This is a genomic window from Actinomadura roseirufa (assembly GCF_900659635.1).
GTDB lineage: Bacteria > Actinomycetota > Actinomycetes > Streptosporangiales > Streptosporangiaceae > Spirillospora > Spirillospora roseirufa.
Genome location: NZ_CAACVB010000059.1, coordinates 1 through 20,782, shown reverse-complemented (window position 1 = coordinate 20,782; position 20,782 = coordinate 1). Strand labels below are relative to the sequence as shown.

Sequence of the window (20,782 nt, the reverse complement as noted above, 5' to 3'; positions counted from 1 at the left end):
GGTTCCAGCACTCAGTACCAGTGGTGCGCCGACCACCACGCCCACGCGCCGCAGGGGTCCTTGTACCGGGCCTTGATGTAGCCGAGCCCCCAGGCGATCTGGGTGGGGGAGCTGGTGCGCCAGTCCGAGCCCGCGCTGGCCAGCTTGGATCCGGGGAGCGCCTGCGGGATGCCGTACGCGCCGCTGGACGGGTTCACGGCCCGTTCGTTCCAGCCGCTCTCGTGGTCCCAGAGCGTCTCCAGGGACGACCAGCAGCCGCCCCACCCCTTGAGGGCGCTCATCTTCCTGCCGTACTTCTTGTTCTCCGCGGAACTGGGGTTGGACTTGGCGAGCCGTTCGCGTTCCCGCTCGGCCTTCAGCTTGGCGCGCGCCTTGGCGTCCCGCTTGGCCTTCTCCTTCAGCTCCTTCAGCTCGCGCTGGTGCTCCTCGTAGGCGCGCTTTTTGGCCGCCGCGACGGCGTCGGCCGCGATCGGGTCCATGTCGGAGCCGGTCAGCCTGGCGAGCATGTCGTTGGTCGACAGGCCGCCGGCGGCCATCTTCGGTGGGCGGCCGCCGCCGGTCAGCCCGCTGAAGTCCACGAACACCAGCGCGGCCACGAGCGCGCCGATGGCGGCGATCGTGATGGCGACGTTGCCGGTCAACGCCCGCCACACCCGGCGGCGGCGCGGCCGTTCCGCGGGCGCCCCGTACCCGCTCGCCCCGGTCTCCTCGGGCGACCGTCGTGGGGACGGTACGACCGGGACGTCCGCGCGCCCCCGCCGCCGGTCGGAACGGGTGCGGGACGAGGAGGCGCTGGGGCGTCTGCGCGTGCCGTGACTCTGTGGCATAGGAGAAGAGTGCCTCATCACCGGGGAGTTCCGTCACCCCGCCGTGCCACGGGACACCCGCCCGCCGCCGAAGACGTCCGGTGGAGCGGTGAGCGGGAAGGATGAGACCGCCCGGCCCGGAAGCGCAGGTCCGGCGGAAGCCGCGGGGGACGCGGCGCGTTGGATCGGTGAAGGGCGCGGGAAGGCGGGATGATGGCGGCGGTGACGGAGCAGAGCGGGCGCGGAGAGGGCACGGTCGTGCCCGACGACGTGGTCCACGAGTTCGGCGCGCTCCTCGGCGCCGCCACGATGCTGGAGCGGATCGCGGGACGCGAGCTGGAGCGGCGCTGCGGCATCCGGCACGCGATGTTCGAGGTGCTGCTGCGGCTGTCCGGCGAGGGCGCCGAGTGCGCGCGCTCGATGGGCGGGCTGGCCGACGAGCTGATCCTCACCAGCGGCGGCATGACCCGGCTGGTCGACCGCATGCAGGAGGCCGGTCTCGTCCGGCGGCGGGCCGCGCCCGGCGACCGCCGCCGGCATCTCGTGGAGCTGACGCCGGAGGGCCGCGCGAAGCTCGACGAGGCCCTGGGGGTCCATGCCGAGACCCTGCGCCGCCATTTCGCCGGTCCGCTCACCGAGGAGCAGCGCGGCCTGCTGGTGGACGCGCTGCGCACCCTGCGCGCCTCGGCACGCGAGGAGCTGGGCGACCTCCCCTGAACCGGACCCCCGGGCCGAACCGCCGGGCCGTGCCGTCGGGTCAGCGCGAGTAGTGCTCCACGACGAGTTGCTCGTCGCACACCACCGGCACCTCGCCGCGCTCGGGCAGCCGGGTCAGCCGCGCGGCGAGCGCGTCGTGCCGCACCTCCAGGTACGGCGGGACGGTCTCGGTGTGCCCGCCCGCGGCGGCGACCTGGAACGGGACCATCGCCCGGCTCCGCTCGGCGACCGTGATGACGTCGCCCGGCCGGAGCCGGAAGGACGGGCGGTCCACCCGCCGCCCGTTCACCAGCACGTGCCGGTGGACGACGAACTGGCGGGCCTGGTAGATCGTGCGGGCGAGGCCGGAGCGCAGCACGAGCGCGTCCAGCCGGCGTTCCAGGTCGACGATGAGCGCCTCGCCGGTCTTGCCCTCGGCCTTGGCGGCCTTCTCGAACGCGTTGCGCAGCTGCGCCTCGCGGATGTTGTACTGCGCGCGGAGCCGCTGCTTCTCGCGCAGCCGCACCTTGTAGTCCGACTCCTGCTTGCGGGCGCGGCCGTGGACGCCGGGCGGGTACGGGCGGGCCTCGAAGTACTTCACGCTCTTCGGCGTCAGCGGGATGCCGAGGGCGCGCGACAGCCGGACCTTGGGACGGGGGTTGTTCATCATGCTCCAGAAGTGATTAGGTAAGCCTAAGTTAGGCAAGCCTAACCTCTAACGTCAAGGAGGGCGCGGTGCGGCGAGCGGACCCCACGCAGATCACGGACGGCCCGGGACACGGCCCCGGCCCCGCCGAGCGGGCGCGGACGCTCGCCTACGGGATGGCGGACGGCGTGCTGGTCGCGCCGGGCGTCCCCTACGCGCCCGTCACGGCGCACACCACCGACCGCGACGGCCGCCCGCTGCTGCTCGTCCCCGCCGCCGCGCCCATCGCCGCGGCCGTCGCGGGCGAGCCCGACGACCTGCCCGCCACGCTGCGCGTCAGCGACGTCGCGCCCGTCGCGCTCGCCGACCGCGTCCGCGGCCGCGCCCGGCTCCACGGCTGGCTCACCGAGCTGCCCGCCGGGGAACTGCGCGCCGCCGCGCTCCGGCTCGCCCACCCGCACCCGCGAGCCGAACTGCTCGACCTCGCCGCCGGGCGTCCCGACGGTGAGTGGACGGTCCTCGCCCTGGAGGTCGCGCAGGCCGAGGTGCAGGACGCGTGGGGCGACGCCGTGGTCGAACCCGAGGAGTACGCGGCAGCCGCGCCCGACCCGTTCGTCGCCGTCGAGCCGGGCATCCTCTCCCACCTGGACTCCTGCCACCGCGACGAGCTCGCGCGCCTGCTCCCCGCCGCCGAGGGGGCACCCGGACCGGTTGTCCGGCCGCTCGCGCTCGACCGGTACGGCCTGTGGCTCCGCTGCTCCGCGCCGCCACCACGGACCCCCGATCCGTACGACGTCCGCCTGCCGTTCGCCGAGCCTGTCAGTGATCTCCACGGTCTGCGGTGCGTCTACCGACGCCTGTTCGCGCACGCGACCCCGTAGTCCCGCGCGGTACGGGACGGGAGAAACCGTCCATATGACAGTGGTCCCCCGGATGTCGGCGGGGCCTCCGCCGCGACATGCTCGGGTCTCCGGCCAAGGGACGCCGACCGTCACCGCGAGGGGCGGCCCCAGGGCACCGGTTCGCCCTCGCGGGGTGGGTGGACCGGTGACGGGAGCCGCACCGGACGGACCGGCGCCGGCGTCCCTGGCCGGGCCGGTGGTCCGGTACCGCGTGGAAAGACGGGGGCGTGGTCCGGGCCACTGGCCGTCATTGGACGTTCCGCCGCCGCACCCTTCGCCCGCAGGCTGGGACCATGACCGCACATCACCCGCAGACCCGCGCCGTCCACCCACCGGTGATCTCCCCGTCCGGCAGCCGCCCGCTCGGCCAGCCGATCTACCAGGGGCACCTGTTCGCCTTCGACGGCGCCGACGACCTCGCCGCCTCGTTCGGCGGGCCCGACGAGGCGTTCATGTACGCCCGGATGAGCAACCCGACCGTCCGCTCCCTCGAACGGGCCGTCACCGAGATGGAGGGCGGCGCGGGCGCGCTCGCCACCGCGTCCGGGATGGGCGCGATCAACGCCGTGCTGACCGGCCTGCTGCGCTCCGGCGACCACGTGATCGCGCAGTCCGCGCTGTACGGCGGCACCTACGCGCTGCTCCAGGACCTCGCCGAACGCTGGGGCGTCGAGGTCACCTACGTGCCGGGCGACGACCCCGCCGAGGTGCGCGACGCGCTGCGCCCCGCCACCCGCGTGCTCTACCTGGAGACCGTCGCCAACCCCACCACGCACGTCACCGACATCCCCGCGTTCACCGCCGCCGTCCGCGGGACGGGCGTCCGCACGGTCGTCGACAACACCTTCGCGCCGCTGCTGTTCGCGCCGCTCGGCCACGGCGCCGACGTCGTCGTCCACTCCGCGACCAAGTACATCGGCGGGCACGGCGACGTCATCGGCGGGGTGGCGGTGTTCGCCGACGCGGACGTCCGCCGGCGCGTCTGGGAGCACGCCGTCGAGCTCGGCGCCACCGTCGACGCGTTCACGGCGTGGCTGGCGCTGCGCGGCATCGCGACGCTGCCGATGCGCATCGCCCGGCAGAGCGCCACCGCCCTCGACCTCGCCCGGCGGCTCGGCGCGCACCCGTCCGTCGCCCGCGTCCACTACCCCGGGCTGACCGAGCACCCGCAGCACGACACGGCCCGCCGGCTGCTGCCGGACGGCGCGGGCGGCGTCCTGGCGTTCGAGGCGACCGGTGGCCGGGACGCCGGGCGCGTCTTCACCGAGGCGCTGCGGCTGGTGACCCTCGGCCCGTCCCTCGGCGCCGTGCAGACCCTCGCCATGCACCCGGCGAGCACCTCGCACCGGCAGATGGACGCCGCGTCCCTCGCCGCCGCCGGGATAGGCGAGGCGACCGTCCGCCTCGCCATCGGCTTGGAGCACCCCGACGACCTGTGGGCCGACCTGGAACAGGCGTTGGCGAAGACACGCTGAGGCGTGCTTCACGGCGTTGCCCGCTCGCCTCGCGAGGAGGTATCAGGACTCCGCTGACGAGGGCCGCCATCGGGGGTTGCGGCGGACACCGATGTCTTCCAGGGCGACGGGGTTTCCCGCTTCGCTGCGCAGTTCGGCCCGGACGGCGGCACCGGTGTCGTGTTCGACGTGCAGGACCGGTGGACGACCGTTGTGGACGTACTTGTCGCCCCACTGGATGAGGCCGAAGACGGCCGGCAATAGGTCGCGGCCCATCTCGGTCAGCACATACTCCTCGCGTGTGCGGTCGCCCTCGTCGCGGTAGGGACGCTTGGTGAGAAGACCGGCCTCGGTGAGCCGGCGCAACTGCTGCGAGGCCGCCCGCTCGGTGATGCCGACGCGCTGCGCGAAGCCGCCGAAGCGGGTGGTCCCGTAGTAGCACTCGCGCAGTATCAGCAGGGCCGACTGGGTTCCCACGACCTCCAGGGCCTTGACCAGCGAGCAGTGGACCGGCTTCCAGGATCCGAGGTCGGCGAGCGCGCCCTCCATGACAGCAGACATGCCCCCCATGGTACCCATGCTGGCTTGACTCAGTTATAGTCAGCGCCATGCTGGCTATACCAAGCTTCAGTCAGACTGACACTGTGCAGGCTCGACCTGGAACACCCGCCCGGAATGGAAACCCCCATGCCCACTGACGCACCGGCGGCCCGGACGTCACCGGCGCGGCGCGAGCACCCGTCCGCCGTCGTCGTGGTGCTCTGCGCGGCGTCGTTCACGGCCATGCTCGACGTCTTCGTGGTCAACGTCGCGTTCGCCGCCATCGGACGAAGCTTCCCGGGTTCGTCGTTGCCGGACCTCAGCTGGATCCTCAACTCCTACGCCATCGTCTACGCGGCGTTGCTGATCCCGGCCGGGCGCCTGGCCGACCGGCACGGCCGCAAGCGGGGATTCCTGGCCGGCCTGGCGGTGTTCACCCTGGCCAGCGCCGCGTGCGCGGCCGCTCCCTCGCTGTGGTGGCTGGTGGCGTTCCGGGTGCTGCAGGCGGCCGGCGCCGCCGCGCTCACCCCGGCCGCCCTCGGGCTCATGCTCACCGCGCTGCCTCCCGGACGGCGCGCGGGCGCGGTGAAGATCTGGGCGACCAGCAGCTCCCTCGCCGGGGCCCTCGGCCCCGTCGCCGGCGGCGTGCTGGTCCAGGCGTCCTGGCACTGGGTCTTCCTGATCAACGTGCCCGTCGGGCTGCTGGCCCTCGCCGCCGCGCTGCGGCTCGTCCCCGGCGACCGTGCCGAACCCGTCGTCCGGGCACCCGACCTCACCGGCGCGGCCGTCCTCGCCGTCGCGATCGGGGCGGCCGCGCTCGGCCTGGTGAAGGGCGGCGAATGGGACTGGACGGGCGCGCGGACCCTGACCGCCTTCGGCGTCGCGATCCTCGGCGGCGCCGTCATCGCCGCCCGGATCTCACGGCGTCCCGACCCGATCATCGACCCCGCGCTCTTCCGGGTACGGACCTTCGTGTGGGCCAACCTCACCGTGCTGGTCTTCTGCACCGCGTTCGGCGCGCTGTTCTTCAGCGTCGTGCTGTGGCTGGAGAAGGCCGCCGGATACTCCGAGATCCGCACCGGACTCGCCATCGCCCCGGGTCCGCTGATGGTGCCGATCTTCGCGGCCGTCGGCCAGCGCGCGGTGCGGCGCGTGCCGGTCGGTCTCCTGGTGGCCCTGGGCAACCTGCTGGTCTGCGCGGGCGCGCTGATGCTCGCCGCCGGCGCCTCCGACCCGCGCTACCTGACGCGGATCCTGCCGGGATGGATCATCATCGGCGTCGGCATCGGGCTGGCCCTGCCCAGCATGATCGGTGCCGCCACGGCCGATCTTCCGACGCACCAGGCCGCCACCGGCAGCGCCGTGGTGAACACCTGCCGGCAACTCGGCTACGTCCTCGGCGTCGCCGTCCTGATCGCCGTCCTCGGCTCCCTCGACGGCTCGTCCCGCCACCTGCGGACGGCCTTCCAGCACGGCTGGTGGGCCATCGCCCTCGCCGCGGCCCTCGGCGCCGTCACCGCGCTCGGCATCACACCCGCGCGAACGCCCGCCGGCCGGCGGGGCGACCCGCCCGGCGACTCGCGCCGGGCGGATCGCGAAGCGACAGCGCCTTCGAACAAGAAGGGAGCGAGCCCCCGTCCGAGCCCCCCTGGGCCGGACCTCGAATACACGGACTAGAGGTAGAAGCCCGTCGCCGAGGTCGGGGCGGTGGCGCCCTCGGGACGCTTCTCGCCCTTGCGCAGCGCCGCCAGCTCCGCCAGCGTCGCGCCGTCCGGGCCGATCTCGTCCGCCGTGACGCCCGCGCCCGACAGCCACCCGGCGGCCTCGTCCCGGGTGAGCGGGCCCACCTCGATCTGCGCGAGGCAGCGGCCCGGACGGACCACCGCCGGGTGCAGCATCGCCAGGTCCTCGTTGGTGGTGATCGCCACGAGCACGTCCCGGCCCTGCCCGAGCATCCCGTCGGTGAGGTTGAGCAGCCGCGACAGGCCCTGGCCCGTCGACTGCTTGGCCTCACCGCGGATCAGCTCGTCGCAGTCCTCCAGGATGAGCAGCCGCCACCGGCGGTTCTCGTCCTCGTCGTCGCCGACCGCGACCTCCATGAGGTAGCTCGGCGTCCCGAACAGCGCCTCCGGGTCCAGCACGCAGTCGGACTGGCACCAGTCGTTCCACGCCCGTGCGAGCGCCCGCAGCGCCGTCGTCTTGCCGGTGCCCGGCGGCCCGTGCAGGAGCAGCAGCCGCCCCGACACCTCCTCGCGGGTCAGCCCCATCACCGCGTCCAGCGCGGACGCGACGTCGGCGGTGTAGTTGCCGCGGATGTCCGCCCACGAGTCGGCGGAGATCGCCCGCTCGGTCCGCACCGGCCCGTGCGAGCCCATGTGCCAGAAGCCCATCTCGACGTTCGTCTCGTCGGTCTTCGGCGGCTCCGTCGCGTCCTTCACCGACTCCGCGAGGACGGACTCGGCGAGCTCGTCGGTGACCGCGGACACCGCGAGATAGGCGGCGCCGTTCTTCCACCGGTTGGTGAGCAGCGTCCAGCCCTCGCCCTCGGCGAGCACCGACTCCTTCCCCTTCTCGTGCGCCACGCGGACCAGCCGCGCGCGCTCGGGGCGCAGCGGCGCGTCCGGGCGGACGTGGTCCAGCCGCGTCGACCGCGACCACGGCTGCTCGCCGGACGCGAACGGCCGCAGCGACAGCACGTCCATCACGTCGGCGGGGGAGTTGCTGTCGCTGAGGTTGAGGACCACGGGCAGCGCCGGGCCGGCGTCCTCTCTGGGGCCGATGAGATGCAGGACGTCCCGCGTCCTCTCCTGCGACATGGTCATGGCACCGATGATCAGGCGCGGCGGCGGACCGCGTCCACCGAATTAGCCGAGCCGTCGACCGCTGTTCCCGTCAGGACTCCGCGCCCTTGCGGGCACTGCGCTCCTCGCTCTCGCGCAGGTCCAGCTTCTCCGCCTCCTCGGGCGTCGGCGCCGTCCCGCCGAGGTGGGCGGGCTGCCACCACGTCTCGCCCTTGCGCGGGACGTCGGGGTACTCGCGCTGCGCCTTGTCCAGCAGCTCCGAGATCGCGGCCCGCAGATCCTTGGTGACCTGGTCGTAGTCGTCGCCGCGCTTGGGGTACATCGGCTCGCCGACCAGGATCGTCACCGGCACGTTGCGCTGCAGCAGCCGCCGCTTGCGGCCCTTGGTCCACAGCCGCTGCGGACCCCAGATCGCCACCGGGACCAGCGGCACCTTCCCGGCCACCGCCATCCGCACCGCGCCGTTCTTGATGTCCTTCACCGTGAACGAGCGGCTGATCGTCGCCTCCGCGAACACCCCGACGATCTCACCGCCCTTCAGCGCCTTCAGCGCCGCCGCGTACGAGGAGGCGCCCGCCTCCCGGTCCACCGGGATGTGGTGCATCCCTCGCATCAGCGGCCCGCCGACCCGGTTGTCGAAGATCTCCTTCTTCGCCATGAACCGCACCAGCCGCTTGGCGGGGTACGCGGCCAGCCCCGCGAAGATGAAGTCCAGGTAGCTGACGTGGTTGCTGACCAGCACCGCGCCGCCGGTGCGGGGGATCTGCTCGGTCCCCTCAAGACGGATCTTGATGTTCAGTGCCTTGAACACACCGAGCGCCGTCTTGATCACCGGCGGGTACACGATTTCGGACATGGGAGCACCGTACTTGAGGTGTACATGATCAGCGACCGGGGAGCAGGATCCCGTTGGATCACACAACCGGCCGGAACTCTGAGAAGGTTGGGTTGTGACGTGATCGGTGAAAGGGGATGAGCATGGAACCGTTGGACGCGGCGGCGGACGTGCACGCGCTCATCCGCGACGTCCTGCCGGACCTGGCGCCGAGCGCGTGGTTCGACTCCGGCACCTCCGAGGTGGTGCTGCCGGTCGGGCGGTCGGAGGCGCGGGCCTCCAGCTGGACGGTCCTGGAGCGCTGCGCCCGCGAGCCGCGCTCGGCGTGGCCCAAGGTCGTGGACGAGTGGGTCCGCGAGGTCGGCGACCGCGCCTTCCTCGCCGTCGGCGAGATGGAACTGTTCGGCGACGTGCGCGAGCTGCTGCGCCTGCGCATCGTGCCCAAGCTCGACCCCCGCGACCGCGAGGGCCTGGTCGTGGTGCCCGCGGGCGACCACTTCGACGCGATGGTGATGATCGAGCACCCCCGTTACGGCGGCCCGCTCACCAAGGCCCGCGCCGGCCTCCTCGGGCTCCGCAAGCTCGGCTACGTGATGACGAACACCCATGACCGGGAGCTGGCCGACGTCGCCGTCCGCGACCAGCCGCTCCTGCCGGGACGCAACGTCCGCGTGGTGACCAAGCCGGGCAGCCGCTACGTCTCGGCCCTCCTCAGCGAGGTCGACCAGTTCCTCCCCGGCCCGAACCGCCACGGCGCCCTCGTCGGAGTCCCCTGTCACAGCACCCTGCTGCTCTACCCGATAACCTCCGCCGCCGTCCGCGAGGTCCTCCCCGTCTTCGCGGACGTCGTCGAAGAGATGCACGCCGCCGCCGACGACCCCTGCGCCCCCGGCGTCTACTGGAGCCACGGCGAGCGCCGCCTCACCCCCCTCCCGCCCTCCTCCCCGCCCCACGGCTCCGGAGAGTTCGCGACCCTCCTCCGCCGCCTCCCGGCCGAGGAGTAGCCCCCATCGCGGTGGCCGAGGTTCAGGCCCCCTAGGCGATGCCCCGTGGATCACGCGCCGGAGTGATCGGGCTTTGCTCGTCCGGCGGCCGGTGCCGGGCGCCCCAGTCCCAGAGTTCCTGGAGGACGGGGCCGAGGCGGTGCCCTTGAGGGGTGAGCCGGTAGAGCGTGCGAGGTGGCCAGCCGGCCTGGCGGTCGCGATCGACGACACCGGTTTGGGCGAGGTGAGCCAGCCGATCGGACAGGACCTTGTCCGACAGCGTGGGCAGTGCCCGGCGGAGGTCGGAGAAGGAGCGGTCGCCCTCCAGGAGTTCGCGGATCACCAAGGTCGTCCAGCGGCCGCGCAGAGCACCGAGAGCGATCTCCACCGGACAGGACGGGCTGGGTTCGGCGACGTTCGCGCGAGGGTCGTCGGGCAGGCCCGGCCGCGCCGGGTGACCAACCGTTTGGTGAGCCACGAGGGTGCCTCCTAGCTTTTGCGGCGTCCGGGTGATTTCTACCTGCCGGAAGGAAATGGGTCGACCATGCGCCAGCTTGCTGAACGTCCCGAAGACGTGCCGATGGTGTTCGCCGAGCGCTTCAACAGCGGTGATCTGGAGGCGGTGGCGGAGGTGTACGAGAGCGGGGCGGTGTTCGTCCCCGAACCGGGCACCGCGCTGACCGGGACACAGGCCCGCGCCGCCAACGGCGAGTTCGTGGCCCTCGGGCTGCCGATCACCGTCCGGCCGCGCCACGTCTACCAGACGGGCGACATCGCCTTGCTGATCGTGGACTGGGTCATCGACGGCACGGGCCCCGATGGGCAGCCCGTGCACATCGAGAACACCGCCACCGATGTCGCCCGGCGCGGCCCGGACGGACACTGGCGCTACGCCATCGACAACCCCTTCGGCGTGAGCCCGGAAACCGGCGGCCAACACTGATTCCGATCACAAGCAGGCCCCCGGGTCCCCCGCGCCCGGGGGCCGTCCGGCCCGTATTAGGGGCGGCTGAGGGGCGGGCGCGGGGGGCCAGGCTCACAAAACCGGAGCGTTTCGTGTCACGAACAGTGAAACGACAGACACGCCGCGCAGGCGGCGGGATGATGGCGAGCGCCGGAGAGCAGGTCAGGAGCAGCGCGAACCGAAGGGCATCCGCACATGGCCACCGACGCCGCCCCAGAAGCCGAGGACGAACCACGCCCGACGGCGGGCCCGCGCCTTCGCGCCGAACGCAAACGCCGAGGCTGGTCGTGCGCCAAGATGGCCCGTCGACTCGCCCAGCACGTTCCGGACCAGTGCCCCGACCACGAGACCTTGACCTCCTACATCAAACGCTGGGAGGCGGGCAAGGTCACCCGCATCTCCGACCGCTACCAGTACGCCCTGGCCGCCACTTTCGACATGACCGAAGAAGACCTTTTCGCCCCTCCTGCACCCCCGCTGTCCGAACCGGGCGGCGCACCTATGGGTACCGTGGAGCACGGCAGCATTCCCGACTCCGGGGACGATGACGTGAAGCGACGCGCCGCAATCCAGCTCATCGCCGCGATCAGCGCCGGCACGGCCATTCCCCCCGGCACCGTCGAGATCATTCTCTCCGGCGTCGAGGACGCCCTGGGCAACCCCCTTGACCTGGCTGAATGGGAGCGGATCGTCCACGAATACCCCCGACTGATGGACCGGCGGCCGGTGGGTGCGGTGATCAACGGTCTGACGGCCGACCTCATCGCCGTGGGGCAGCTTCTCAAGCAATCGCATGAGGTGTCGGAGAGGGCGGGACTGCTGAGGATGCGCGGCGGGCTCGCGGGGCTCCTGGCCATGGACCTCGATGGTCTCGGCGAAAGGCGAGCCGCGGAAACCGCGTGGAGGACCGCCGTCCGTGCGGCTGACGCCTCGGGTGACCGGAATTTGGCGGTCTGGGTGCGAGGCCGCCAGGCCGAGGTAGGGATATTTGCAGGAAGATCGGATTTGATCGTCTCCGATTTGGCAGACGAGGCGAGACAACGTGCCGGCAAGGCGCCCTCAGGCGGGCTCGCCAGAGCTCACGCGGCAACCGCGATCATGGCTGCGGAGCAAGGGAACGACACGGCCGCCCGAGCGGCTCTCGTCAACTGTAGGGCCGTGACGGGCAAAGTGGCCGGGACGGGGCAGGCAACTGTCGTGTGCTCGGGCTGGAGCGAGAAGAACATGTGGTGGACGGAGTCGTACGCCTTCACCCTGATGGGAGATCGGCGGGCGGAGGCGGCGCTCGACCAGGCTCTCGCGCTCTATCCGTCCGGCACCTTGGGGCCCGTGACCAACCTGCATCTGATGCGCGCGATGACCATGGTGAAGAACCGCGACATCGATCACGGCTTGGGCTATGCGATCTCCTCACTCCACGAGGGGGACGCCACAGGAACCGTGCGCCGTCACCTGGTCAGGCAGATCGTCGACGCGTTGCCCGAGAAGGCGCGGACGCTCCCGGAGGCGCGGGAACTGCGGGTCCTGACCTCCCGCCCGGCTGGCACCGCCGTCCTCTAACTCTTTCGACATGAGCTGTCCGGCATTGCCTCGGCCAGCAGTCGAAGAACAACTGGCGCAATGGGGGCCTCCTCGATGCCGAGGTGCCGCCCTAGCCGATGCCCTGCGCCCGGAGAAGGGTCTCGCCCTTCTGCCAGGGCGTCCGACCGGGCGGCGCACGCCCGATGCCAGCGATAGTGCGAATCTTCACTTCACCAGCGGACACAGGAAGGCTGCCGTATGAGGTTGCCCAGGTGGGCGCCCTGGATAGCCGAGGTGCTTGCAGGCTCCCCTGCCATCAGCGAAGTCCAATCCTTCGAACAGGCCGGCATTCGCGACAAGCCGTACGGGCACGTCATCACGCTGCGGACGGGCGCCAAGCTCGCGGTGCAGTGGGTACGAACGGCCCCCAACGGCGGAGAGGACCAGTCCCAGCCGGAGACGCCGGTCACCGGCGCACCAGCCGTGGCAGTCGAGGTACCGGATCTACCCGCCACGGGACGGATCCCCTTGACGCGGGTCGAAGCGCACCTCGCGGCACTCATCCTCGGCGCCGGAAACCCTGAGATCCGCGCCGTCGAGTGCATCTCGCAGCGACCTGACGGGAAGAAAAGCGGCATCAACGTCTCGATGCACTCGACCGCCGTTGTGTACGGGATCCCTTTGTACACAGCGTCTGCGGGGCAGGCTCTCAGTATGGAAGGCGCGTATCAGCAGCGTAAGGACGTGTAAGCACCATGGCCAGGCGTCCCGACTGCGGCCAGTCGACCGCTGTGGAGACGGGAGCATCGACCCCGCAGCATCAGCCGTCCGGCAGCCGGGAGGCATGCTCGGGAGTGGGCAAACCCGCCAAGTGAGCCCGGTGCTCCCGCTCAGCCGAATCGAGCGGGAGCGTCCGCCCGGCACCGACACCCCGCAACCGGCGCCGCCACGTTAGGGCCACCGGGGCGCCATCGCTGCCAAAGGCGGCGCTCGACCAGGCTCGCGCTGGATCCGTCCGGCACCTAACGGCGGAGAGGACCAGTCCCAGCCGGAGGCACCGGTCACCGGCGCACCAACTGCGGCAGTCGACGTACCTCTACCGCCACCGGACGGATCCCGTTGACGCAGGGCGAAGCGCACCTCACGGCACTCATCCTCGGCGATCAAGTGCGGTCGACCCTCGTGGAGGCGATCGCGCCCCGCTCCGCCTCGGGCATTAGAGGTGGGTGGTTGAGCGCGCCTTGGCAATGCTGCACCACGTGCGCCGGCTGCGGATCCGCCGGGAGATCCGGAACGATATCCACGAGGCTACTCAGCTCGGAGTGCGCGCTCATCTGCCGGCGGCGGCTCACCTCAGTGCGCTGACACCGACCAGGCGTCCAGCAGTGCCCGGAGCCGCGCTCGGTGGTCTTCAATCCAGTCATCGGGCAGCACGACGGGCACGTGCACCGTGACCATCGAATAGGAGTCGTCATTCACCACGACCTCCGGGCAGTCCCGATCACCGGTGAGCCGGATGGAGACGCAGGGCCCACGGTCCCACTCCATCCACGCGACGTCCTCGCCGGCCTCAAGCTTGTTCAGTGCCTCCACCCAGGATCGCAACTTGCGTTCAGACAGAAACAGATTGGTCCGACCGGTCACGAACGGCGTCTCGACCACGATCTCGGCCGCAAGTCCCTTCGACCAGGACGGCTCCGGTCCGAGCACACGAATGCGAACGCCGTTGCCCTCGTCATCGGCAAGGACAACAAGATCCATCGGCTCCATGGCGGCCACGAGACCCTTCTCGGCAGGAAACCCTGAGTGATCCTCGCTCATGGCCTAGGGTCGCGCCATCGAATAACTCCCGTGACGGCGCCCTACTTGATCACTCCGTCGGGAGTGATCAGGAGTGACGAGGGCCTGCGGCGGCAGCGTCCCGCCGGGTTGTGAACCCTTTTGAAGGGCGTTGCCTGGTGAGGAGGGTGTTGCGGGGTTCCTGGCGGTGCTGCGGGTGGAGTTCCTCGGGATGGGGTTCGTGGCTGATCGGGGCTGGTCTGCGGCCAGGCGAGGCCCGGGTGGCGGATTGTGGGGAACTCCAGCGACGGGAAGAAGTAGCGGTGACCGACTGGCGTGAGGTGATGGCGCGGGTGCCGCGCAGCCTGTTCGCGCCGCCGGTGGTCTGGGCCGATCTGGGCCCGGGCCCCTGGGCGCGGATCGACCGCGATGTCGACCCCGGTTAGTGGGAGCGGGTGGTGGCGCTGGACCAGCCGCTCATCACCCAGTTCGACGACGGGCAGACCGAGGGGGAAGGGCCGGCCAGCTCGTCGCTGTCGATGCCGACGGTGGTGGCCGAGTTCCTGGACCAGCTCGCCCCGCTGGACCATCACCGGGTGCTGGAGATCGGTACCGGGTCGGGGTGGACGGCCGCGCTGCTGTCGGCCCGGGTCGGAGCCGGGAACGTCACGACGGTCGAGGTCGACCCCGCGCTGGCGATGCCGGCGGCCGGGCGGCTCAAGGCCGCCGGATATGACTGCCGGGTCGTGGTGGGCGACGGTGCCGAGGGCTGGCCCGCCGGGGCGTCCTATGACCGGGTTCATGCCACGTGCGCGGTGGCGCGGGTCCCGTATGCGTGGGTCGAGCAGACGCGGCCGGGTGGGGTGATCGTCGTCCCGTACGCGCCGGGGTTCGGGTGCGGCGGGCTGCTGCGGCTGGACGTGGTGGGGGACGGGACCGCCGTGGGACGGTTCGCCGGGTCGGCGGACTACATGATGCTGCGATCCCAGCGTCCGGCGGCCGGGCAGGCCCACGACTGGCGGCAGGCGGCCGACCGTGAGGTGCGGACGCGCCGGACGCGCGTCGATCCGCGCGCCCTGCGCTACGAGCCGGTCAGCGTGGACGTGACGGTCGCCGCCCTGGTGCCGGGCGTGGTCTGGCGCTACTACGAGGACGAGGACGGTGCGACGGTGTGGGCGCTCGACCGCGACGACCACACCGGCCCGTGGGCGTCGGTGGACTACGAACCCGGACGCGAGGACTTCGAGGTCCAGCAGGCCGGAGCCCGCTCCCTGTGGGACGAGGTCGAGGACGCCTACCGCCAGTGGCTGAAGTGGGGCCGTCCCGACATCACCCGCTTCGGCATGACGGTCACCCCCGACGCGCACATGGTGTGGCTGGACGAACCCGACCACGTCATCTGACAGGTTGAACCGCGACCCCCGCATCCGAACCTCCGTCGGTGTGATGTCGCCATATTGGTTGTCTTGGGACGGTTCCAAAAATCGGAAATTTATCCCGGAACGCTCCTGTCCTGCTTTCTTTGTTTCGCGACTTCTGCTTTCCGTGTCCGGCTTCCAGTTCGGGTAGAAGTTGTCCTTGATTGGACGGCGAGCCTTGTCGAAATGCATGGTTGTGGTTCGGTGTGGTCGTTGCTGTAATGACCGCATGAGAGATCTTCGAAGATCGAAAAGGGTGGTGCTGGCGGGGCTCGCCACTGCCGCGATAACGACGAGTGGACTGCCTGCGAGCGCGGGCGCGGCCCCCTCGTCCGGGCTGGACATCGTCCAACTCGGCGAGTTACCCGGTGGCACGGGCAGCAGGGCGGCGGCCGTCAATGATCGAGGTGTCATTGTTGGTTCCAGTAAGACGGCCGATGGGCACGACCACGCTGTCCGGTGGGACCCTGACGGGCGCATCACCGACCTCGGTCTCCTCCCCGGCGGTGGCCACAGCCGCGCCACAGAAATCAACAACAACGGCGACATCGTCGGCGCCGGGGACGCCGCCGGCGAGAACGAGCGCGCCGTGCGCTGGGCTCCGGACGGAACCGTCACCGCTCTTGACAGGGTCCCCGGCGAGCACAATAGCGGCGCAAACGGAATCAACGACGACGGGTACGTGGTCGGCTCCGCGAGTGTCGGCCACCTGATGTCCCTTGCGGTGGTGTGGGAGCCGGGCGGCACTGCCGCCCCCATTGGACCCGCCTCGCTGCAATCGACTTCCGCCGCCGCGATCAACAACCACGCCGTCGTGGCCGGTTCCACCTTGGAGTCAAGCCGGTTCAACATGTTCTGGGCCGTCACCTGGACCTTGGGAGACGCCAGGGGGGTCGTTCTTCCCCACTTGCCCGGCGCCCGCGTGCGAGACACGGCCCTGAGCGTCAACGACAACGGCCTGGTAGTCGGCCGTGCGGATTCCTACCTCGGTTCTTCCCCCTACTACCCCGATCACGCGGTTGTGTGGAGCCCCGGCGCCGACGTGCCCACCGACCTCGGCACGTTGCCCGGCGGTGGCGACTACAGCGTCGCGAACGATGTCAACGACGAGGGGGTCATCGTCGGAACGGCGGCGACGAACACGACCAACGGCCGCCAGGCGGTGCTGTGGGAGCGAGAGGAGAACGGCTGGCGCATCGTGCCACTGCCGCAGCTGCCGGGTGGCACCTGGAGCGAGGCGACGGCGATCAATGATGACGGCGACGTGGTCGGTATTGCTGGCAACGCACAGGGCCAGTGGGTCGCAGTCCGCTGGGAACGGTGAACTCCTGTCGACGTGACGTGGGCGGCGCCTCGGTGTCCTTTGCGCGCCGTCGCCTGGTCGTGCCGGGCTGGGCGTTCGTCGTCCAGCCCGGCACGACCGAGGCGGGTCCGGCTACTGGGCGAGGGGCTTCACGGTGAAGTGGTAGTCGCGCTCGATGAGGCCGTCCTTATCGAGGACGAGGAAGACGCGCGCGATCCAGGCGATCTCACCGGCGTTGTCCCCGGTGTTGGTGATGAACTGAATGGTGAAGGTGACGGCGCCGTGATGGCCCATCACGTCGTCGGCGCAGGTGATGGTGAACTCGCCGCTCCCCATGAACCGTTCGTACGCCTCGGTGATCCGCGGGTAGAGCTCCTGGTGTCCGCGGAACTGGGCTCCTTCGATGAACTCGATACCGTCCGGTGCCCACAGGCCGGCGACGGCGTCGCGGCGCTCTTGGGGGTTCGGCAGGCTCCACACGGCGGTGTACCGCTCCGCGATGGCGGCGAATGCCGTCTCTTCGGTGACCTGCGACATGAGAGTCCGTCCTTCCGTTGGCCGTTGGTCGGTCGGGATCGACCCTCGGGCCTGCCATAACGGGAGAGGCAAGCCGGACGCGGCGGGAGGACTCTCCCCTAGGGGGAGACCTGCGGCACTACCACCAGATCGGGCTGCTCGAACCCGCTGAGATAGACCCGCACACCGGGTATCGGCGCTACACCGCCGAGCAGATTCCCAGCGCCCAGGTCATCCGCCGGTTCCGTGACCTGAACATGCCGTTGGAGGAGATCCAAGCGGTCCTGGTCGCACCGGACCCGCGGACCCGCAACGAGCGCATCAGCATTCACCTCCGGCGTCTGGAGGAGGAGCTCGGCCGTACCCAGAACGCCGTCGCCTCGCTGCGCGACCTGCTGGCGCCTTCGCCCCAGGCCGCCGAGGGCATCGAGCTGCGCAGCGTGCCGCCGGTCCCCGCCGCCGCGATCACCGAGGTCGTCAACACGAAGGACTCCCCGATCTGGCTCCAGGGGGCGCTCGGCGAGCTGTACGCGACTCTCGAAGCCCAGGACGTGCTCGCGGACGTACCAGCGGGCGGCATCTTCGCCGATGAGATCTTCACCCACGATCGCGGGGAGGTGACCATCTTCGTCCCCTGCGCCGACCCCCTGCGGCCCATGGGCCGGGTCACCTCCCAGGTCATACCGGCGACCGAACTCGCCGTCATCACCCACGCGGGATCGGCCGACTCCTCGGATCGTTCGTACGGCACCCTGGCCGCGTACGTGGCACGCCACGCGCTCGCGGTCGACGGCCCCATTCGCGAGTACTACGTCGTCGGACGACGCGACACCACCGACACCTCCCGCTGGCGCACCGAGATCGGCTGGCCGGTCTTCCGGACCCACGCGAACACGAGCCCGCCGGCCGGCTGACACCGCCGCGGGCCGGCAGCGCATCGCCTCTCTCGGACCACCCCGAAGCTCCGCCGAGTGCTCGGTGGGGCTTCTGTGCGTGTGCCTCCTCTCGGCAGGGCTGACCGGCGCCCGTCGGGGGATTCGCGGCCGTAGGCAACCCCGCGACTCGGTCGTGTGTCTATAGCCGCATAACCGAGAGCAGGGAGCGAGATGGACGGCGAGTTCCGTGAGTGGGCGACCGCGCGGCTGCCCGCGCTGCTGCGGTACGCCCACGTCCTCACCGGAGACCGGCACCAGGCCGAGGACGTCGTGCAGACGGCCATGGCCAGGACGTTGACCGTCTGGCCCCGGGTGCAGCGGAAGGACAATCCGGAGGCGTACGTGCGGCAGGCCATCGTGCGGCTCGTCATCAACGGCCGCCGCGGGGCCTGGCGGGAACGGCTGACCGGTGTCGTTCCCGAACCGGCCGCCGAGCCGCCCGGACCCGAGGACCGCCTGGCGATGTGGGCAGCGCTGGCCGAGCTGCCGCCGCGCCAGCGGGCCGTCGTGGTCCTGCGCTACTACGAGGACCTGTCGGAAGCCCGGATCGCCGAGGTCCTCGGCTGCTCTCCCGGCACGGTCAAGAGCCAGGCGGCGAAGGCACTGGCCCGTCTCCGCACCCACTTCGCGACCATGGAGGTGTCCGAATGAGCCACGTCGACGACCGTCTCACCGAAGCACTGCACGACGAGGGCTGGGCGCTGCCCGTGCCGCCCGGCACCCTCGACGCGATCGAGTCGCGGTCCCGGTGGATGCGGCGGCGCAGGCGGCTGGGCATGGCCGCCGGCGCGGTGGCGGCGGTCACCGCCGTCGCCGTCGTGTCCGCGCGGCTTCCGTCCGGGGACTCCGGCGGGGGACCGGTGGCGGCCTCCCGATCTCTCAACACCTTCACTCTCCGCGGTCTCGGCGACCGATCGTCCGGCCCCGTCCTCCTCAACGGCGCGCTGTACATTCGCAAGCGGAACGGGGACGTCGTGAAGGTGAACCCCCGCTCCGGAAAGATCGTCAAGACCGGGCGGCCCAACATGGTGCCGATGGTGCCGAAATTCCCCATCTCGCCCGGATCATTGACGGCGAGCATGTTCGTCTCGGGCGGGTCGCTGTGGATGTTCGGTTTCCACAAGCGCCAGTTCGCCATTTACCGTCTCGACCCCGGTACCCTCCGGACCACCCTGAAGGTCGTCCTCCCCCCGGGCTTCTACATGGGTCTGGCCGCGACACCCGACTCGATTTGGGCGGTCGGCGACGACGGCCGGAACATCTACCGGATGGACGGACGGACCGGCGCGGTCGTCGGCCGTTTCACGATGCGGCCTCCCCTCCTGTCGGACGTGGCGCTGGTGTCGGTCGACGAGAAGGCGGGCGTCGCCTGGATGTCCGGGCTGTCGAAGAACGGGGGCGTCGTCCTCGCCGCCCGCATCCGCCCTGGAACGCTGACGGTCGTCGGCGAGGAGCCCCACGACGCGTCGACCGTTCTCAACGCCGTGGTGCCCGGCGGCGACGGCTCCTTGTGGGCGGGCTCGCGCGGATCGCTCGACCGCTGGGCGCCGGAGGCCGCGGGCTCCGGGCTGAAGCGGCTGCCGGTCGACGGGGGCCTCGCCTCGGCGTGGGCCGCCGGAGGGGCGCAGCTCGGCCTCGCGGGCGGCCGGCTCTGGGCCGCCCGGCCCAACGCCGCCTTCACCACCGGCTCGCTCCTGTGCCTGGACCACACGACCGGCAGGACGCTGGAGACCTACAAACTGGTCGCCAACAACGGCAAGAGCGTGGTGAACCTGCTGCCCACGTCAGGTGACGCCCACCAGGTCTACCTCTCGCCCGGCCGGGACGTCCTCGAACTCCACGGCCCCGACCGCTGCCTTTCCTGACACCCGTGGATCGGCCGGCCGGGGGTGAGGTCCGGGCACGGTGGATCGGGTCCGCGGATACGGAGCGAAACCGCACGATCATCTCGCGTCAGCGCAATACTCATGGTGATCGATGACAATCCGCATCAGCGCGTGTCACCAGCGCGACAACGGCGAGGTGAGACCCATGTCCCCAAGCGACCCCCACATTGGCCGGCGGCTCAAGGCCACCCGCAAGGAGGCGGGCCTTGTCGTCGCCGACCTCGCCAAACGCTTCCGCGACATCACGCCCCCCGACATCACGTGGAAGCCCCCGGCGCTCACCGACATCGAACGCATGATCCGCTTTCACGAAAGCGGGGAATGCCACCCCGGCCCCCGCTACCGCCTTCTCTGGGCCGCCGCCCTCAACACCACCGAAGACCGGCTTTTCGGCGAAATCTCCGACACAGAGCCGGGACCGACCGGCGCGCCGATGGGTACCGTGGACCAGAGTCCTGCTCCCTATCAAGGAACCCTTTTCATCCTCGGGTGCTGTGGGTGACGCGGTGGTTTTGTAGGACGGCGATGGCTTTGACGATGTGGCCGGTCTTGCTCGGGCTGCAGCGCAGCTTCCGCAGGATCCACCATGACTTGAGCTGGGCGTTCGCTCGTTCGCCCGGTCCGCGGAGCTTGGCGTGCGCCCGGTTGGCCTGCTTCTGCGACTCGGGTTTGTCCCTGCCCTTGTAGGGCGTGATGACCACTGTCGCCCCGGCTCCCTGGTAGGCCTTGTCGGCCAGGGTGAGGACGCCGGCCTTCTCCAGTTCCCGCGGGATGCCCCATATGCGGGCGGCGGTGAG

The 20,782-nt window shown here is 70.9% G+C and carries 24 protein-coding genes; 15 read left to right on the top strand and 9 right to left on the bottom strand.

The window, feature by feature from the left end; translation table 11 throughout:
- Positions 1-11: 11 nt before the first annotated feature.
- Positions 12-827 carry an aggregation-promoting factor C-terminal-like domain-containing protein gene (locus E1291_RS15500; RefSeq protein ID WP_131738502.1) on the bottom strand — a complete coding sequence of 272 codons (816 nt, stop codon included), beginning with the start codon at positions 825-827 and terminating at the stop codon, positions 12-14.
- 201 nt (positions 828-1,028) lie between these two features.
- Between E1291_RS15500 and E1291_RS15495 the strand changes: the two genes are divergently transcribed.
- Positions 1,029-1,523, top strand: a complete 495-nt coding sequence (locus E1291_RS15495) for a MarR family winged helix-turn-helix transcriptional regulator (RefSeq protein WP_242614181.1) — start codon at positions 1,029-1,031, stop codon at positions 1,521-1,523.
- 40 nt (positions 1,524-1,563) lie between these two features.
- On the opposite strand, the gene rpsD is transcribed toward E1291_RS15495, so the two are convergent.
- Entirely contained in the window at positions 1,564-2,169 is a 606-nt protein-coding gene (gene rpsD / locus E1291_RS15490; protein ID WP_131738518.1) for a 30S ribosomal protein S4, read from the bottom strand.
- A 68-nt stretch (positions 2,170-2,237) separates the two neighbouring features.
- On the opposite strand from rpsD, the gene E1291_RS15485 reads away from it, so the two are divergent.
- Positions 2,238-3,029: a DUF2470 domain-containing protein gene (locus tag E1291_RS15485; protein ID WP_242614180.1), complete on the top strand. Its 792-nt coding sequence runs from the start codon at positions 2,238-2,240 to the stop codon at positions 3,027-3,029.
- A 314-nt stretch (positions 3,030-3,343) separates the two neighbouring features.
- Positions 3,344-4,525, top strand: coding sequence for a trans-sulfuration enzyme family protein (locus E1291_RS15480; RefSeq protein WP_131738500.1), 1,182 nt, complete (start codon positions 3,344-3,346; stop codon positions 4,523-4,525).
- Positions 4,526-4,567: 42 nt separating this feature from the next.
- On the opposite strand, the gene E1291_RS15475 is transcribed toward E1291_RS15480, so the two are convergent.
- Entirely contained in the window at positions 4,568-5,065 is a 498-nt protein-coding gene (locus E1291_RS15475) for a winged helix-turn-helix transcriptional regulator (protein ID WP_131738499.1), read from the bottom strand.
- A 126-nt stretch (positions 5,066-5,191) separates the two neighbouring features.
- On the opposite strand from E1291_RS15475, the gene E1291_RS15470 reads away from it, so the two are divergent.
- On the top strand, positions 5,192-6,721 hold the full coding sequence (locus tag E1291_RS15470) for an MFS transporter (protein WP_131738498.1): 1,530 nt from the start codon (positions 5,192-5,194) through the stop codon (positions 6,719-6,721).
- Here the strand turns inward: E1291_RS15470 and E1291_RS15465 are convergent.
- A complete protein-coding gene (locus E1291_RS15465; protein ID WP_242614179.1) occupies positions 6,718-7,866 on the bottom strand; it encodes a DUF5925 domain-containing protein in 1,149 nt (382 codons plus the stop codon). The genes E1291_RS15470 and E1291_RS15465 overlap by 4 nt on opposite strands.
- A gap of 70 nt (positions 7,867-7,936) precedes the next feature.
- A complete protein-coding gene (locus E1291_RS15460; RefSeq protein ID WP_131738497.1) occupies positions 7,937-8,701 on the bottom strand; it encodes a lysophospholipid acyltransferase family protein in 765 nt (254 codons plus the stop codon).
- Between the two features lie 122 nt (positions 8,702-8,823).
- On the opposite strand from E1291_RS15460, the gene E1291_RS15455 reads away from it, so the two are divergent.
- On the top strand, positions 8,824-9,684 hold the full coding sequence (locus E1291_RS15455) for a hypothetical protein (protein ID WP_242614178.1): 861 nt from the start codon (positions 8,824-8,826) through the stop codon (positions 9,682-9,684).
- A gap of 31 nt (positions 9,685-9,715) precedes the next feature.
- Here E1291_RS15455 and E1291_RS15450 read toward each other — a convergent pair whose 3' ends face one another.
- Positions 9,716-10,141 (bottom strand): winged helix-turn-helix transcriptional regulator, encoded by a 426-nt coding sequence (locus tag E1291_RS15450; protein ID WP_131738495.1) that lies wholly within the window; start codon positions 10,139-10,141, stop codon positions 9,716-9,718.
- 66 nt (positions 10,142-10,207) lie between these two features.
- Between E1291_RS15450 and E1291_RS15445 the strand changes: the two genes are divergently transcribed.
- The 3 genes from E1291_RS15445 to E1291_RS15435 all read left to right on the top strand — a co-directional run bounded on the left by E1291_RS15445 (position 10,208) and on the right by E1291_RS15435 (position 12,898).
- Entirely contained in the window at positions 10,208-10,606 is a 399-nt protein-coding gene (locus E1291_RS15445; protein WP_131738494.1) for a YybH family protein, read from the top strand.
- 216 nt (positions 10,607-10,822) lie between these two features.
- A complete protein-coding gene (locus E1291_RS15440; RefSeq protein ID WP_242614177.1) occupies positions 10,823-12,187 on the top strand; it encodes a helix-turn-helix domain-containing protein in 1,365 nt (454 codons plus the stop codon).
- 255 nt (positions 12,188-12,442) lie between these two features.
- Entirely contained in the window at positions 12,443-12,898 is a 456-nt protein-coding gene (locus E1291_RS15435) for a hypothetical protein (RefSeq protein WP_131738493.1), read from the top strand.
- A 603-nt stretch (positions 12,899-13,501) separates the two neighbouring features.
- Here the strand turns inward: E1291_RS15435 and E1291_RS15425 are convergent.
- Complete coding sequence (locus E1291_RS15425; protein ID WP_242614184.1) at positions 13,502-13,918, bottom strand: DUF5959 family protein; 417 nt, start codon at positions 13,916-13,918, stop codon at positions 13,502-13,504.
- Between the two features lie 332 nt (positions 13,919-14,250).
- On the opposite strand from E1291_RS15425, the gene E1291_RS44630 reads away from it, so the two are divergent.
- From E1291_RS44630 to E1291_RS15415, 3 genes are all read left to right on the top strand, one after another.
- Complete coding sequence (locus E1291_RS44630) at positions 14,251-14,373, top strand: hypothetical protein (RefSeq protein WP_278045260.1); 123 nt, start codon at positions 14,251-14,253, stop codon at positions 14,371-14,373.
- A gap of 12 nt (positions 14,374-14,385) precedes the next feature.
- Positions 14,386-15,330, top strand: coding sequence for a methyltransferase domain-containing protein (locus E1291_RS15420; RefSeq protein ID WP_131738491.1), 945 nt, complete (start codon positions 14,386-14,388; stop codon positions 15,328-15,330).
- 244 nt (positions 15,331-15,574) lie between these two features.
- Complete coding sequence (locus E1291_RS15415) at positions 15,575-16,669, top strand: DUF3466 family protein (protein ID WP_165495125.1); 1,095 nt, start codon at positions 15,575-15,577, stop codon at positions 16,667-16,669.
- 111 nt (positions 16,670-16,780) lie between these two features.
- On the opposite strand, the gene E1291_RS15410 is transcribed toward E1291_RS15415, so the two are convergent.
- Positions 16,781-17,185 (bottom strand): hypothetical protein, encoded by a 405-nt coding sequence (locus E1291_RS15410; RefSeq protein ID WP_131738489.1) that lies wholly within the window; start codon positions 17,183-17,185, stop codon positions 16,781-16,783.
- A 17-nt stretch (positions 17,186-17,202) separates the two neighbouring features.
- Between E1291_RS15410 and E1291_RS15405 the strand changes: the two genes are divergently transcribed.
- The 4 genes from E1291_RS15405 (at position 17,203) to E1291_RS15390 (ending at position 20,487) form a co-directional block, all read left to right on the top strand.
- Positions 17,203-18,078: a MerR family transcriptional regulator gene (locus tag E1291_RS15405; RefSeq protein ID WP_207400747.1), complete on the top strand. Its 876-nt coding sequence runs from the start codon at positions 17,203-17,205 to the stop codon at positions 18,076-18,078.
- A gap of 192 nt (positions 18,079-18,270) precedes the next feature.
- The gene (locus E1291_RS15400) at positions 18,271-18,750 is read left to right on the top strand and encodes a SigE family RNA polymerase sigma factor (RefSeq protein ID WP_131738488.1); all 480 of its coding nucleotides are present in this window, start codon (positions 18,271-18,273) and stop codon (positions 18,748-18,750) included.
- Positions 18,747-19,964 (top strand): NHL repeat-containing protein, encoded by a 1,218-nt coding sequence (locus E1291_RS15395; protein ID WP_131738487.1) that lies wholly within the window; start codon positions 18,747-18,749, stop codon positions 19,962-19,964. The genes E1291_RS15400 and E1291_RS15395 overlap by 4 nt, the downstream gene beginning before the upstream one ends.
- A gap of 112 nt (positions 19,965-20,076) precedes the next feature.
- Positions 20,077-20,487, top strand: coding sequence for a helix-turn-helix domain-containing protein (locus tag E1291_RS15390; protein WP_131738486.1), 411 nt, complete (start codon positions 20,077-20,079; stop codon positions 20,485-20,487).
- On the opposite strand, the gene E1291_RS15385 is transcribed toward E1291_RS15390, so the two are convergent.
- Positions 20,465-20,782, bottom strand: a 318-nt coding sequence (locus tag E1291_RS15385) for a transposase family protein (protein WP_165495124.1), incomplete at its 5' end; no start/stop codon positions are given. The genes E1291_RS15390 and E1291_RS15385 overlap by 23 nt on opposite strands.